The organism is Plantactinospora sp. A48 (assembly GCF_055793945.1).
On record NZ_JBTIXF010000013.1, the window covers coordinates 73,442 to 87,250 of the forward strand.

Consider the following 13,809-nt stretch of genomic DNA (forward strand, 5'->3'; position numbering starts at 1 on the left):
GCCGCCCCGGGCTCGCCTGTCGGTGGGGAGGGTTGGCTGTCGGTTCAGAAGTTGCCGAGCCCGCCGCAGACGTTGAGCGCCTGCGCGGTGATCGACGCGGCGCTCTCCGACACCAGGTAGCCCACGAGCCCCGCGACCTCCTCCGGGGTCGAGTAGCGACCGAGCGGGATCTTGCCCTGGAACCGCTCGAGGATGGCCTCCTCGGTGGTGTCGTAGGCGGCGGCGTAGCCCTGGCGGACCCGCCGCGCCATCGGCGTCTCGACGTAACCGGGACAGACCGCGTTGACGGTGATGCCGGTGGGGGCGAGTTCGTTCCCCAACGCCTTCGTGAAGCCGACGACGCCGTGTTTGGACGCCGAGTACGGCGCACCGAGCACGACGCCCTGCTTGCCCGCGGTCGAGGCGATGTTGATGACGCGGCCACGCTGCTTGTGCCGCATTCCTCCGGCGTTCAGCACGGCGCGGGTGACCCGGAAGACACTGTTGAGGTTCGTCTCGATGACGTCGTTCCACAGCTCGTCGGTGATGTCGGCGGTGACACCGCCGCCGCTGCGACCCGCGTTGTTGACGAGCACGTCGATGGTGCCGAAACGTTCGACGGCGGTGTTGACGAGCACGTCCACGTCCCGGGACAACCGCACGTCCGCCGCGACGCCGTCGACCTCCAGCCCTTTCTCCCGCAGCTGCTTGACCGTCGAGGCCACGTTCTCGGCGGAACGGGCGCCGATGAAGACCGCGTGGCCGGTTGTCGCGAGCAGGTGGGCCACCGCGAGTCCGATTCCGCTGGTGGCCCCGGTCACCAGGGCCACCGGCCGCTGTTGCTGCGTCATGTCCGCCGTCCTTCCGCAGTGGTGTTGGGTTTCGGCTAGGCGCTGTGGATGCCGGAGAGCGCGGCGTTGACGGTCGAGATCAGGCCGCGGGGAGCGTCGTCGACATCGATCGCGTCAGGCAGCGTGATGCCGAACTCGCGCTCGATACGGCCCCCGGTCTCCAGCAGCGCCAGGGAGTCGTAGCCCAGATCGGCGAAGGTGGTGTCCAGAATGTCCGCGCCGGGATCGACGTGCTCGTCCGCGCCGGCACCCTCCAGCAGGATTCGCGTCAGGTCGGCGATGGTGAACCGCTGGTCAGCCATGTGTCTCAACTCCGGGTGTGACGAGGGGTGGGGATGGTGGTGTCGCTCGCGGCCCGTCGGCCGGGGCGCGCAGGACGACGGCAGAGTTGAACCCGCCCTGCCCCCGGGCCAGGACGAGGGCGGTGCGAACGGTGGCCGGTCGTCCGGTTCCGACCACCAGATCCAGGCCGTACGTCTCGGCCGGTCGGACGTGTACCGTCGGCGGGATCACGCCGTCCCGCATCGCCAGCAGCGCGGCGGCCACATCCAGCGGCGCGGCGCCGGAGTACAGCCGGCCAGTCATCGTCTTCGGCGCCGTGACCGGCACCGCACCGGAGCCGAAGACCGCGTCGATGGTCTCGGCTTCCACCCGGTCGAGTTCGGCGATCGCCGCGGCGTCGGCGAAGACCACATCGACGTCACCCGGCGCCGTTCCCGCGTCCGCGAGCGCGTTCTCGATCGCTCGACGCAAGCCGGGTTCGCCGCCCCTGCCGGGTCGCGGATCGATGGTCGCGGCATAACCGGCCAGTTCGCCATAGGGCGCCGCGCCGCGCCGGGCGGCCGCCGCCGCGTCCTCCAGGATGAGAATCGCACCGCCCTCACCCGGTACGTGGCCGCGGGCTTCGGCGTCGAACGGCAGGTACGCCCGCTCGGGGTCCTGGGCGGTGCTGAGCCGTCCCCCGGCCATCTGCGCCACCCAGCCCCATGGGCAGATCGAGGCGTCGACGGACCCGGAGACAACCAGCCGGGTGCCCTTGCGGATCTGCCGGCGGGCCTGACCGAGCGCGTCGAGACCCCCGGCCTGGTCGCTGACGACCACCCCGCTGGCGCCCTTCATGCCGTTACGGATCGATATCTGCCCGCTGTTGACGGCGTAGAACCATGCGAAGGACTGGTACGCGCTGACGTGCTGACTGCCCCTGCTCCACAACTTCTGCAGTTCACCCTGGCCGAACTCGAAGCCACCGGACGAGCTCGCGGTGATCACGCCCATGTCGAAGGCCGGCAGGTCGACCGGTCGCACGCCGGCGTCCGCCAGCGCCCAGTCCGCCGCGACCAGGGCCAGCCGGGTCATCCGATCGGTCTGGGCGAGCAATCTGCCCGGCAGGTAGGCGGCGGCGTCGAAGTCCGTGATCTCCCCCGCGAGCCGTACCGGGTATCCGGACGGGTCGAACCGGGTGATCCTGCCGATCCCACTGCGACCGGCGCGGGTCGCCGACCAGTAGGCCTCGATGCCGAGCCCGTTCGGGGAGACGGGGCCGAGACCGGTGACCACCACCGCGGCGTTCATCGGTGCTGCCGCTCCGGCCGGGCCAGCACCATGGCGCTCTGGAACCCACCGAATCCGCTGCCCACCGTCAGCACGGTGTCGACCGTCCGCTCCCGGGCGTTCACCGGCACATAGTCGAGATCACATTCCGGATCCGGGGTGTTCAGATTGGCCGTGGGGGGAACCACGGAGTTCTCCATGGCGAGGGCCGACGCCGCGATCTCGATGGAGCCGATGGCGCCGAGCGAGTGGCCGACCATCGACTTGATGGAACTCACCGGCGTGCGGTAGGCGTGGTCCCCCAGCGCCGACTTGAACGCCGCGGTCTCGTGCCGGTCGTTCTGCTTCGTGCCGGAGCCGTGGGCGTTGATGTAGTCGATCTCGTCGCGGTTCACCCGGGCCTCGTCGAGCGCGACCCGGATCGCCTCGGCCATCTCCACACCGTCCGCCCGCAGACCGGTCATGTGGTAGGCGTTGCTACGTGTCGCGTAACCGGCGATCTCGGCGTAGATGTGTGCGCCTCGTCGGCGGGCCCGGTCGAGTTCCTCGAGGACGAAGACCGCCGCGCCCTCGCCGAGCACGAAACCGTTCCGAGTGGCGTCGAACGGTCGCGACGCCCGTTCCGGCTGGTCGACCCGGGGCGTCGTCGCCTTGATGGCGTCGAAGCAGGCCAGTGTGATCGGCGAGATCGGCGCGTCAGCGGAGCCGGCGATCATCACGTCGACCGACCCGTCGCGGATGAGTTCGGCGGCGTAGCCCACCGAGTCGATGCCCGAGGTGCAGCCCGTGGAGACCGTCGTGCTCGGTCCCTGAGCGCCCACCGCCCAGGCGACCTCGGCCGCGACCGAGCTGGGGACCAGGTAGTCGTACAGGTGGGGCACGGCGTAACGGTGGTCCACCAGCTCCAGCCGGCCGCCGTCACTGACCACCCGGTACTCCCGGTCGAGTCCCATGGTGGCACCGACGGCGCTGCCGATGGTGATCCCGACCCGGTACGGGTCCAGCGGCTCCAGGTCGATCCCGCTGTCGGCGACCGCGCCCCGAGCGCCGACCACCGCGAACTGAGCGCTCCGATCCATCCGGCGGATCTCCTGCGGGCCCAGACCATGTTCCTCGGGATCGAAGTCCACCTCGGCCGCGACGCGGGACCGGAAGGGCGTGGGGTCGAAGAACGTGATGATCCGGGTCGCCGTACGGCCTTCGCTCAGCAGACTCCAGAAGTTCTTGGTGCCGGTGCCACCGGGAGCGAGGACCTCCATTCCGGTGATCACCACCCGGCGGCCGTTCACGCGGACCCCGTCCAGGTGTAGAAGCGCGTCGCCATGGCGTCGGCGGGAGAGCGCCAGGTCGCCGGATCGTAGGCTTCGATGAATGGCTTCAGGTCGTCACTGATCTGCGTGAAACGCGGGTGGCCCTTGGCCTGCTCGATCCGGGTCGGACCATTTTCCCCTTCGAAATCCTGCAAGTGGAAGTAGAGGCCTCGGTAGGTAAAGAGCTGGCGGCGCCGGGTACCCATTAGCTGCGGCATTTCCGACGAGTCGAAGTCGGCGAACAAGTTAGCGACTTCCGCCATGTGGGCGGGATCCATCCGCGCCACGATCAAGGTACTGTGCATGGCCTGCCTCCCTTCTAGGGAAAGGTAATCACCGAGAGCACCGACGGGGGCTAGAAAAAGCATCATCGGCGGATGACCGCTGTTCAAGAGGAACAATGTCAGCCTATGGTCAAACTTCCGCAAATTAAAAAATACGGGCCGGTACCGGTGCGACGACGGTCAGCGGACCGTCAAGAGAATGCAAGCTTCATGGCTTCGATGACGGACGTCGTGTTCCTGGAACCGCATCGGCACCGCAGGACCGCCGCTGATCATCGTCAAGCGCGAACCGTTCGGACAGCGCACTGTCCGCGTGAACGCATCTTGGGCATCGCCGAGAGCCCGCCCGCGAATCGGACTGGCTGTCGGGTGAGCGGCACCGACACGGCGCGCTGATCGCCCGCGCCCGCGCGGTGGCACGAGCGGAACTTCCCTACCGGGCGGCGGGACCGCCCTGGCGGACGGCGGACTTGCCCTGGCGGACGGCGGGCTTGCCATCCCGGCGGCGGCTGCCCGTCACTGTGACCCCGCGGCCACCAGCGTCGCGGTGACGGGTTCGAGTTCGGCGATCAACTCGTCGAGTTCGGCCGACGAGAGCGCCTCGTACGGCGCAGCGGCGAGTTCGTCGGTGACGGCTTCGATCCGTTGCTGGGTCTCCCGGCCGGCGTCGGTGAACCGGCCGTCGGCGTCGACCAGCCCACGCTCCCGCAACCCGGCCATGACCTCGGCGAGCCGCTTCTTCGGCAGGTGGTGGATGCGCCCGAACGTCTCCGGCGGGTGGATACCCATGGCCAGCGCGCTGAGCACGTGCGCCTCGGTGCCGCCGATTCGCGCGCCGACCAGGGCGGCGATGTGCCCGTCGGCGCGGTGCTCGCGCAGCATGTTCGCGCTGTGCCACAACCGCGCTACCGGGTCGCCGGGCACCGGGAGGGAACGCAGCCCGGCGTACATCACCCGACCCGCCGTGGGCGCGCTCGTCGCGGCCTTCGTGGTCAGGTCGGCGGCACGCACCAGGCCCGGGGAGCCGGCCAACTCGTCGCCGAGGATCCGCCGGACCGAGGCCGCGCTGCCCCGCTCCCGCGCCGCGACGGACGCCTCGGGCGGGATCGTCTCCCAGGCGCTCGGGATGTGCCGGGCCGCCTCGCCGTCGGCGAAACTGTAGAAGGCCGCGTGTACGACCTGCGCCGGCACCCGTCCCAACGGTGCCGCCCGGCTGGCGAAATACCCGTCCCAGTAGGTGCGGTGGCCGAGCGCGGCCAACTCCGCATTGCACTCGTCGGCAAAATAGGTGACCAGGCAGATCGGCTCAAGAAGCTCGAACATGCGACGAGCGATGCGGGACATGGCCAACATCATGGCAGCAACCCGCCGGGGAATCGGTACGGGCCGCCGGGTTCCTCTCCGGAGTGCGGTCGGACCCCGCCAGGTTCGGGCGTCAGCCGTCCGCGCGCCAGTGCGACCAGTCGGTCCGTTGGAAGGTGCGCGTCGAGCAGTAGTAGGAGCCGCTGTCCCACCGGCCGTCGGCGGTGGCGCTCGACGCCGTCACCCAGCCGCCGCCGGTGTACACCGAGATGTTCTGGGACTCGAACCGCTTGCCGGCCCGGTCGGCGCAGGCGGCTGCGGTGCTGCCGGTGACACTGCTGTACTCCTCGTCGATGACCCAGCCGCTGTCCCGGCCGGTCTGGCTGGTGCCGCCCGAGGTGTAGAACGAGTCCCAGGCCTGGGTGCGGTAGTTGTACAGCAGGGCCACCCAGACGTTGCCGCTGGCGGCCGTACGGTAGACCCGGGCCGTGTAGTTCGACGCGCCATCGGTGTAGGTACCGACGAAGTTGCTGTCCAGCGTCACCTTCTTCTTGAAGGTGACGCCGTTGCACCAGTCCCACGCGCCGATGGCCCTGGCGCTCACCGTGTACAGCGTGACCAGCTCGATGCAGCTGTTGCCCGCCGGGTACATCGTGGGTGAGTAGATCGTCGTGGAGCTGCTGCGGACCGTCAGGTTCGGGGAGATGGACTGCGTGGCGCAGGAGCCGTAGCTGCCCGGTTTCAGCGAGGTGCCCTGCGCGGGGTGGATCTGTGCGTTCAAGCCGTAGGTCGAAGTTCCCGGCATCATGCCCCGGAGCTTGCGGTGCGCATCGGTGAGGCCACCCAGCTCGCGCTGCGTCTGCGCCAGGGAGTCGGCGTGTTGCACGGCCTGACCCGACTCCCGGGCGCTCCCGGCGCAGGCCACCGCCGCGGTCGCGGCCAGCGGCCGCGGACGGCTGTCCGAGGCGACCGCCGCGGCGGACGGCCCGGCCGGGATCGACAGGACCGTCGGGATGAGAAGTGCGGTGACTGCGGGTAGCAGCCGACGACCGAGGTCGGACATGCGCGAACTCCTTCGGACCGGGACGCCGCGACGGGGAGACCGTCAGGAGAACGCAATTATAGATTCTGATCGATGTTAAGAGAATCGGGGAATTTCAACGAGCCACCGGACCACGAAGACTGGCCCTTCCCGAAACGGTTGCGGCCCACCCGGCGAACCGGGCATCCTGTGCCGGTGTCGATCCAGGCCGCGCCCACATGACCACGGCACGCAGGCAGGTACTCGATGGCTTGGCACGTCGAATCCTCGCGTTGCGACTGGATCACCCGACCCGAGTGGGCATCGACGGTCACTCCGCGGCCGGCAAGACGACCCTGGCCGACGAGGTGGCCACAACACTGCGTGCAATGACCGCGCGGGCGGTACTCCGGGTCACCCTCGACCACTTCAAGCGGCATGTCGACCTACGCCGACGATTTCCGCCCGGCTCGCCGGAGAGCTACTACTTCGAGATGTTCGACTCCGGCGCCATCCGCGACGAACTGCTGGTGCCGCTCGGCCCCGGCGGCAACCGCCGCTACCGCACTCAGATCATGGATTTCAGTGGTCGTACCCCCGTTGACTCCGGCGTCGAGGTGGCCCCGGACGATGCGATCCTCGTCGCGGACGGCGGCTTTCCGCAGCGGCCCGTCCTGTCACGACACTGGGACCTCTGCGTCTACCTGCACATCCAACCTGCCGATGTGCTGCACCGGGGCACGGCCCGCGACCAGGCATGGATGGACTCAGCGGAGGCCGCCGCCGAGCGCTATCGCACCTACTACCTTCCCGGCGAAGAGCTTTACCTGGCCGAGGCTCACCCCGCCGAACGAGCGGACATCGTCCTCGACAACCGCGACTTCGAGGCACCTCGCATCGTGCGTGACCTTTCCGACGGAGGACCTCAACGCTGACCCCGGCCATGAGGCACCTCGGCGTCCCGGCGGGACACCGGCGCTCAGGCGGGCAGGGGCGCCGCGCCGAGGATCCGGCCGGCCTCGCGGGCCGACTGCAGCGCCCCGGCGTGCATCTGCGCGGCCTGCTCGGTGAACGCGTCCAGGGCCGGGTTGACGCCGACGAGGGTGAACTCGCGTTCGACGACGGTCAGGTCGGTTCCCCAGCAGTCGGCGAGGATGCGGCGCAGGTACGGGGTGGCGTGGTCCCAGCCCTCGCGTGGGGTGCCGCCGCCGTACGCGCCGCCACGGACGGTGGCCAGCACCGCCGGCTTGCCGGCCAGGAAGGGCTTACCGAACGCTCGTGGCTCGGCGCAGATGATGTCGATGTACGTCTTGAAGTGCTGCGAGACGCCGTAGTTGTAGAGCGGCACGGCGAACAGGAGTGCGTCCGCGGCGATCAGCTCGTCCACCAGGGTCGCGGCGAGGGTGACGGCCTCCCGCTGCTCGGCGGTGTGCTCCTGCGGCGGGGTCGAAGCAGCCGTGACCGCCGCCGCCCAGGCCGTCGCGGGGAGGGTGTCGACGCCGATGTGGCGACGCTCGATCGAGTCGCCCGGGTGGGCGGCGAGCCACTCCTCCTCGACGATGTCCGCGATCTCGCGACTCGCGGAGCCATGGGTACGGATGCTGGCGTCCAGCCGGAACAGGGTCATGATCACTCCTGGGGATTCGGTTCAAGCTTGAAGCGACACTATCTCGTACTTACTTCAAGCTTGAACCTTTTGTGGTACACCTCACTTCACGGTTGAAGCAGGTCGTAGGCTTGGTACATGCCGGACGAACCACGGTGGCTGACCGACAGTGAGCGCGAGGCCTGGATAGCGCTGGCCAAGCTGGTCTTCAACCTGCCCGGCGCGCTCGACGCCCAACTGCTGCGGGACAGTCGGCTGACCCTGTTCGACTACTTCGTGCTCAGCAGCCTGTCGATGGCACCGGACCGGACACAGCGGCTCAGCGACCTGGCCGCGCACGTCGGCAGCTCACTGTCCCGGCTGTCGAACGTCGTGAAACGGCTGGAGCAGCGGGACCTGCTACGCCGCGAGCCGGACCCGGAGAATCCCCGCTACACCAGGGCCGTGCTCACCGACGCCGGGTGGGACGTCGTGGTCGCCGCGGCGCCCGGCCACGTCGCGGCCGTGCGGCGCTATGTCATCGACGGGCTCACCGAGCGGCAGGTCAACGTGCTGCGCGAGATCGCCTGCCACGTCACCCGACAGATCGACGAGGCCACCGAGGAAGGCGTACGGCGCGGCTAGGTTCTCGTCCCGCTGGCGCGGCCGGGAAGCACGCCGGTGGCGACGACGGACGAGGTCACGGCATCTGCCCGGCGGCGCGGGTCGGCGGGTCCGGGCGTCACGGCGTCTGCCCGGCGGCGCGGGTCGGCGGGTCGGCGGGCAGCCGCAGCCCCTGGCTCGATCGCTCCCAGACCAGGGTCGGGTCGTTGAGCGGGTCCACGTGCCACATCCGGACCGGGATGGTGGGCTCGACCAGCCGGCCGGCGCGCACGGTGGCCTGGACTCCGGTGGACAGGGTGACCGGCGTGCCGGTCTGCAGGCTGGCCAGATAGTCCTTGCCGGCCGGCGGCGGATCCCGAAGCAGGGCGTCGGCGAGTTGTACGGCGTCCCAGGCCGGGATGAGGTACGTCCCGAGGTCGTTGGGCCGACAGGGCTGGCTGGTGAGCTTGACGGCGGCGTCGAGCGTGCAGGCGTTCCGCAGCTGCCCGTTGCCGGCGTCGGCGGCCCGGTCGGCGCAGCCGAACGTGTCGTCCGGGCCGAGGCTCAGCAGGTCGCGGACGCGGGGGGCCAGGATCTGGGTGGTGAGCGTGGCCAGCGACTCCGGGGTCAGGTCGGCGCAGCCGGGACCGCCGACGTTGTAGTCGACCGGCCAGTCGGCGTTGCTGACCGCGCGTAACTGGTAGTTGGCCATGAACCGGCTCACCGAGACGTCCGCGATGACCAGCCGGGGCCGGGAATGACCGCAGACCTCGTTGATCCGCTGGACGAAGTCGGCGAACCCGGTCCAGCGGTCGGCGAAGTACAGCACGGTGGGCGACCGGTCCGCGTTGCCCAGGCAGATCGTGGCGTCGATCCGGTCCAGGCTGGGCACGTGCCGTCCGGTCGCCCGCCCGGTCGCCTTGACCTCGGTGAGCAGGTCGTTGACCAGCGAGGTGGTGTACTGGTCGGTCGGCTCCGGCGTGGCGTAGATGTCGAGCCGGAACCCGTCGGGGAACCGGTGCGCCAGCCGGGCGGCGGTGTCCTGGGCGTACTTGCGGTTGGCCGGTGCCAGTTGGAGGTAGCCGGCCCGGTCGACGAACGGACGTCGCGGTGCGCCGAGGTCGGCCAGCAGGTTCGGCGCGATGAAGGGGATGCCGGCGTCCAGCAGCCGGTTGATCGCCCGCTGCGTGGTGTCCCGACTGTCGCCACCGCCGATGACCACCACCCGGGGACCCATGGCGGCCCGGTGCGCCACGATCAGCTGTGCGACATCGTCGATGTGCTCGACGTTCTGGGTGGCGTCGGCGATGACCACGTGCAGCCGGTGTCCGTGCTCGGCCGCCAGTCGGGTCTGTGCGAACAGCATCGCCCGCAACTGGTCGCGTTCGGCCGGGTAGTCCCGGCCGTCGGCGCAGCGGGCCGGGTCGGCCGGATCCGGGTCGCAGGACAGCGCGCCCAGCCACACGACCGTGAGGTCACCGTCGTGCACCGGCCGGTTGTTCTCCAGGATGCGCTGCTCCAGGGCGGTGGTGACCGGATCCCGGCCGAAGGCCGGCGCGGCGAGCACCCCGGGGTCGGCCGTGTCGAGCAGCCCGAAGCACCGGTCGCCGTGCGCGGTGGCGCGCAGGACGGTGGCGCCGGTCGAGGTCGGCAGCGTGTAGCAGCCGTGCGTGACCCCGGGTAGCCAGTCGGCCCGGGTCCAGCCGAGGAAACCCAGCACGAGGGTGAGGACGGCCAGGATGGCGTGGTGCGTGGCGGTCAGCGCCGGCTGCCGGATCAGCGTGACGAGCCGGTCCGAGACCAGTACCGGCAGCACCACCGCCGCCAGGGAGACGGCCAACGCGCGGGCCTCGGGGCTGCCCTGGAACATGTTGGCCACGAAGACGGTCGCGGCTGCGAAGGCCACGGCCATCCCACCGAGCAACCCGACAAGCCGCAGGTTGGGGCTCAGCAGCGTGGCGATGGCGGTCAGGGCCACCGCCACCAGGATGGTCCACAGCCCGATGTAACCGGTGATGCCCGTGTGGACGATCAGGATCAGCAGGGCCAGCACGGCGGCCAACCGGGACCGCGGCCGGCTGGCCACCGCCGCGGTGAGCCGCGATCTGTCCAACCAGTCCGGGGCGTCCGGCTGCGTTCCGCCGACCAGGCTGTGTAGCCTGCCGTACAGCCGGATGGCGGCCCACAACACCACGGCGGTGGCCGTGACGAGGATGATCGACCAGAGCCCCGCGGTACCGCCGAGCAACGCGCGGACCAGGATCAGCACCGCCAGCAGGACCGCGGTCAACCGCAGAACCGCGTTCACGGTGAACAGCGACCGCAGGAACCCGTTCTGCCGTTCATGTTCGGGCATCGGACGCTCCACGAGGGCCGGTGGCATGCTGATCCCGAGCATAGAAACCACCCGCAAGGCCGGAATCCGGTACGGCGGGACTGGGCGTGCGATCGACATGGCGCAGCCATGACATCTGCCATTCGAGATTGACTGTTCTTATCGATAGACTGCGATTCGCTTGTTGAATTCCCAGCCATTTCCCGAAGGACTCCCCCATGAGCGTTCGAATGGTTCGTGCCGGCGTGGTCGCGATCGTCCCGCTCGCGACCTGCCTGTTCGTGGCGGCCCCGGCACAGGCCGCGCCGGCCGCGATCACGGTCACCACCGCGTACCTGACCTCCACCCACGACCTGGAGGTGGAAGGCACGGCGACCTGCAGCGTGTCGACCGGCACTGCCCACATCAGCGTCATCGGCACGCAGCTCATGCCCTTCACGATGGGTTCGGGATACGCGGATGTGCCCTGCGCCGGTGGCCCCGTCGCCTGGCACGTGTCGGCCTACAGCGGTGACGGCTGGCAGTGGAACAGGACCGCCTCGGTGAGCGCGTTCGTGAGCGACGACAACGGCGGGTTCGCCAACTCCGCCGGTAGTTGGTGGATCTGACCGAACCACCGGCAGCCTGGCCTCGAACCGGTCGTCGGGGTACGGCGGGTACCCTGCGTGCGGTGCCTCGAACCGCCTGACCGGAAGGGTCGATGCTGGGATGACGACAGGGCGGCCGATGCCCAGCCAGGAAGACGTGCTCGGTTATTTCGGCACGCTGTCGAACTGGGGGCGGTGGGGCGACGAGGACGAACTCGGGACCTTGAACCACATCACCGACCAGGTACGACTGGCGGCGGCCCGGTCCGTGCGCCACGGCCGAAGCGTCTCGTGCGCGTGGGAGGTCGCCGCGCCGGAGGACATGGAGCGGTCGACGACCACGTGTCCGTGCGCCGCCGACATGCCAGGTGCCGAGAACATGCCGGCCGCGTTCCACGCCGACCGGCGGTGGGGCTTCTCGTCCGAGCGGCTCGGCATCACGTTCCACGGCAACACGCTCACCCACGTCGACTCGCCGTGCCACATCTTCTGGGACGGCAAGACGTACAACGGGCGGCCACACTCGCTGGTCGACGCCGGCACGGGATCGGCATGGGCGGCCGTCACGGCGGCGGCGAACGGAATCGTCACCCGCGGTGTCCTGCTGGACATCGCGAGGGTCCGCGGGGTGCCGTGGTTGGAACCGGGGCAGGGGGTGTTTCCCGAGGACCTCGAGGAGGCCGAGCGTCGCCAGGGTGTGCGGGTGCGTTCCGGCGACGCGGTCCTGCTGCGTACCGGGTACGGCCGGCTCCGGCACGAGACCGGCGCGGCCAGCGGTTTCACGCAGGCCGGCTGGCACGCCTCCTGCCTGCCGTGGCTGCATGACCGGCAGGTCGCGTTGATCGGCGCCGACACCCCCCAGGATGTCCAGCCGTCGGGGTACGACGATGTGCTGATGCCGGTCCACGCCGTGAGCCTCGTCGCGATGGGTCTGTGGTTGCTGGACAACTGCGATCTGGAGTCGTGCGCGACGACGGCCGCCGAGCTCGGCCAGTGGGACTTCCAGCTCGCCGTCGCGCCGGTCCGCTTCGCCGGGACGTCCGGCAGCCCGGTCAACCCGATCGCCACGTTCTGACCGCGATCGGGCTGACAGCCGGGGTCTCCGGGGGGCGCGTTTTCGGGGCGGGATTCCGGTGAACCGCTGTCGCCCGAGCGGCCCCGCCGAACGCGCGTTGCGGGCGTGGTGCCGCGTGCATGGCGTCGCGTGCATGGTGCCGCGTGCGTTGCGCCGCGTGCATGGTGTCGGTCCGCGGGCTCAGGTGAGGGCGGCGACCAGCAGGGCGAAGGCGGCGATGAGGACGGCGACCCGGATGTAGTGGTAGCGGTCCCAGCGGTTCATCTGCTGCTTCCAGTCCGCTGGCCGGTCCTCGGGGGTCCACGTCCTGCCCCGGTTGTTGATCGGGACGAGCAGCAGGATCGACATGATCACGCTGAGGAGCAGCAGCGCACCGGCGGTGACGACGAGGCCGGTGCCGTGGTGGTGCCATCCGGCGATGGCCCAGACCGTGGCGAGGACGAGCGAGGTGATGTACCAGACCGGCATCACGGCGCCGAGCATCCGGCCGCCGTGGGCGCGACCACGCAGGGCGCTGTCGTCCGGGAGGCCGTCGAGGATCGGGTTGATGACGAAGGCGACGGAGAACTCCACCCCCACCATCACGCCGACGACCACCGTGGTGAACACCTGGAGCGCGTTGAGCATGACGAACCCTCCTGAGATCGATCTAGCACCGCTAGCTGGAGTGGCAACGCTAGCACTACCACCGATCATTTATCTAGCGGTGCTAGGATCGAGTCGTGTCAGTACAGGAACGCAAGGAGCGCGAGCGGGCGGACCGGGAGCGCCTCATCTTGGCGACGGCCCGCGAACTGGCCGAACAGCAGGGCTGGGACGCGGTCACCACCCGCCGGCTCGCCGAACGCATCGAATACAGTCAGCCCGTCCTCTACAGCCACTTCCGGGGCAAGCGCGAGATCATCGGCGCCGTAGCCCTCGAAGGCGCCGCCGAGATGGCCGCGGCGCTACGGGTCGCGACCTCCGGCGCGACCGGGCCGCGGGCCCGGGTCATCGCCCTCGCCCGCACCTACCTCGACTTCGCCGCGCGCAACCCGGCCGTCTACGACGCCATGTTCCAGCTCGACGGCGGCCTCGCGTTCGCGCGGGCGGACACCCCGGAACCGTTGAAGGACGCCTTCGCAGCCCTACTGGAGAGCCTCGAACAGGTCGCCGGTGACGGCGTCCACCCGGCGTTGTTCACCGAGGTGTTCTGGGCGGCCCTGCACGGGCTGGCGACCCTGACCCGGGCGGGACGGCTGCCACCGGAGGACACCGAGCACCGGACGCAACTGCTGGTGGACCGGCTCGCCGTGCTCTGACGCCCGCGCCGTCCTCGTGTCCGAC

At 69.9% G+C, this 13,809-nt stretch carries 15 protein-coding genes; 5 read left to right on the forward strand and 10 right to left on the reverse strand.

What is annotated here, in order from left to right; genetic code table 11:
• Positions 1 to 44: 44 nt before the first annotated feature.
• From fabG to ACXN5W_RS10000, 7 genes are all read right to left on the reverse strand, one after another.
• Entirely contained in the window at positions 45 to 830 is a 786-nt protein-coding gene (fabG, locus tag ACXN5W_RS09970; protein ID WP_473157906.1) for a 3-oxoacyl-ACP reductase FabG, read from the reverse strand.
• 35 nt (positions 831 to 865) lie between these two features.
• Positions 866 to 1,132, reverse strand: a complete 267-nt coding sequence (locus tag ACXN5W_RS09975; RefSeq protein ID WP_473157907.1) for an acyl carrier protein — start codon at positions 1,130 to 1,132, stop codon at positions 866 to 868.
• On the reverse strand, positions 1,125 to 2,402 hold the full coding sequence (locus ACXN5W_RS09980; RefSeq protein WP_473157908.1) for a ketosynthase chain-length factor: 1,278 nt from the start codon (positions 2,400 to 2,402) through the stop codon (positions 1,125 to 1,127). The genes ACXN5W_RS09975 and ACXN5W_RS09980 overlap by 8 nt, the downstream gene beginning before the upstream one ends.
• Positions 2,399 to 3,670, reverse strand: a complete 1,272-nt coding sequence (locus tag ACXN5W_RS09985) for a beta-ketoacyl-[acyl-carrier-protein] synthase family protein (protein WP_473157909.1) — start codon at positions 3,668 to 3,670, stop codon at positions 2,399 to 2,401. Before ACXN5W_RS09985 ends, ACXN5W_RS09980 begins: the two co-directional genes overlap by 4 nt.
• The gene (locus tag ACXN5W_RS09990) at positions 3,667 to 3,996 is read right to left on the reverse strand and encodes a TcmI family type II polyketide cyclase (RefSeq protein WP_473157910.1); all 330 of its coding nucleotides are present in this window, start codon (positions 3,994 to 3,996) and stop codon (positions 3,667 to 3,669) included. The genes ACXN5W_RS09985 and ACXN5W_RS09990 overlap by 4 nt, the downstream gene beginning before the upstream one ends.
• Before the next feature lie 495 nt (positions 3,997 to 4,491).
• Positions 4,492 to 5,319, reverse strand: a complete 828-nt coding sequence (locus ACXN5W_RS09995) for an SCO6745 family protein (RefSeq protein ID WP_473157911.1) — start codon at positions 5,317 to 5,319, stop codon at positions 4,492 to 4,494.
• Between the two features lie 91 nt (positions 5,320 to 5,410).
• Positions 5,411 to 6,340: a hypothetical protein gene (locus ACXN5W_RS10000; RefSeq protein WP_473157912.1), complete on the reverse strand. Its 930-nt coding sequence runs from the start codon at positions 6,338 to 6,340 to the stop codon at positions 5,411 to 5,413.
• A 197-nt stretch (positions 6,341 to 6,537) separates the two neighbouring features.
• On the opposite strand from ACXN5W_RS10000, the gene ACXN5W_RS10005 reads away from it, so the two are divergent.
• Positions 6,538 to 7,233 carry a nucleoside/nucleotide kinase family protein gene (locus ACXN5W_RS10005; RefSeq protein WP_473157913.1) on the forward strand — a complete coding sequence of 232 codons (696 nt, stop codon included), beginning with the start codon at positions 6,538 to 6,540 and terminating at the stop codon, positions 7,231 to 7,233.
• A 44-nt stretch (positions 7,234 to 7,277) separates the two neighbouring features.
• On the opposite strand, the gene ACXN5W_RS10010 is transcribed toward ACXN5W_RS10005, so the two are convergent.
• Positions 7,278 to 7,925 (reverse strand): FMN-dependent NADH-azoreductase, encoded by a 648-nt coding sequence (locus tag ACXN5W_RS10010; RefSeq protein ID WP_473157914.1) that lies wholly within the window; start codon positions 7,923 to 7,925, stop codon positions 7,278 to 7,280.
• Positions 7,926 to 8,042: 117 nt separating this feature from the next.
• Here ACXN5W_RS10010 and ACXN5W_RS10015 point away from each other — a divergent pair, with 117 nt between their 5' ends.
• Positions 8,043 to 8,528: a MarR family winged helix-turn-helix transcriptional regulator gene (locus tag ACXN5W_RS10015; protein WP_473157915.1), complete on the forward strand. Its 486-nt coding sequence runs from the start codon at positions 8,043 to 8,045 to the stop codon at positions 8,526 to 8,528.
• Between the two features lie 97 nt (positions 8,529 to 8,625).
• Here ACXN5W_RS10015 and ACXN5W_RS10020 read toward each other — a convergent pair whose 3' ends face one another.
• Entirely contained in the window at positions 8,626 to 10,842 is a 2,217-nt protein-coding gene (locus ACXN5W_RS10020) for a hypothetical protein (protein ID WP_473157916.1), read from the reverse strand.
• A 197-nt stretch (positions 10,843 to 11,039) separates the two neighbouring features.
• Between ACXN5W_RS10020 and ACXN5W_RS10025 the strand changes: the two genes are divergently transcribed.
• Together ACXN5W_RS10025 and ACXN5W_RS10030 are read left to right on the forward strand one after the other, a co-directional pair.
• Positions 11,040 to 11,429: a hypothetical protein gene (locus ACXN5W_RS10025; RefSeq protein WP_473157917.1), complete on the forward strand. Its 390-nt coding sequence runs from the start codon at positions 11,040 to 11,042 to the stop codon at positions 11,427 to 11,429.
• 118 nt (positions 11,430 to 11,547) lie between these two features.
• Complete coding sequence (locus tag ACXN5W_RS10030; RefSeq protein ID WP_473157918.1) at positions 11,548 to 12,483, forward strand: cyclase family protein; 936 nt, start codon at positions 11,548 to 11,550, stop codon at positions 12,481 to 12,483.
• A gap of 180 nt (positions 12,484 to 12,663) precedes the next feature.
• On the opposite strand, the gene ACXN5W_RS10035 is transcribed toward ACXN5W_RS10030, so the two are convergent.
• Positions 12,664 to 13,110 carry an anthrone oxygenase family protein gene (locus tag ACXN5W_RS10035; RefSeq protein WP_473157919.1) on the reverse strand — a complete coding sequence of 149 codons (447 nt, stop codon included), beginning with the start codon at positions 13,108 to 13,110 and terminating at the stop codon, positions 12,664 to 12,666.
• A gap of 95 nt (positions 13,111 to 13,205) precedes the next feature.
• On the opposite strand from ACXN5W_RS10035, the gene ACXN5W_RS10040 reads away from it, so the two are divergent.
• On the forward strand, positions 13,206 to 13,784 hold the full coding sequence (locus tag ACXN5W_RS10040; RefSeq protein WP_473157920.1) for a TetR/AcrR family transcriptional regulator: 579 nt from the start codon (positions 13,206 to 13,208) through the stop codon (positions 13,782 to 13,784).
• The last annotated feature ends 25 nt before the right edge of the window (positions 13,785 to 13,809 follow it).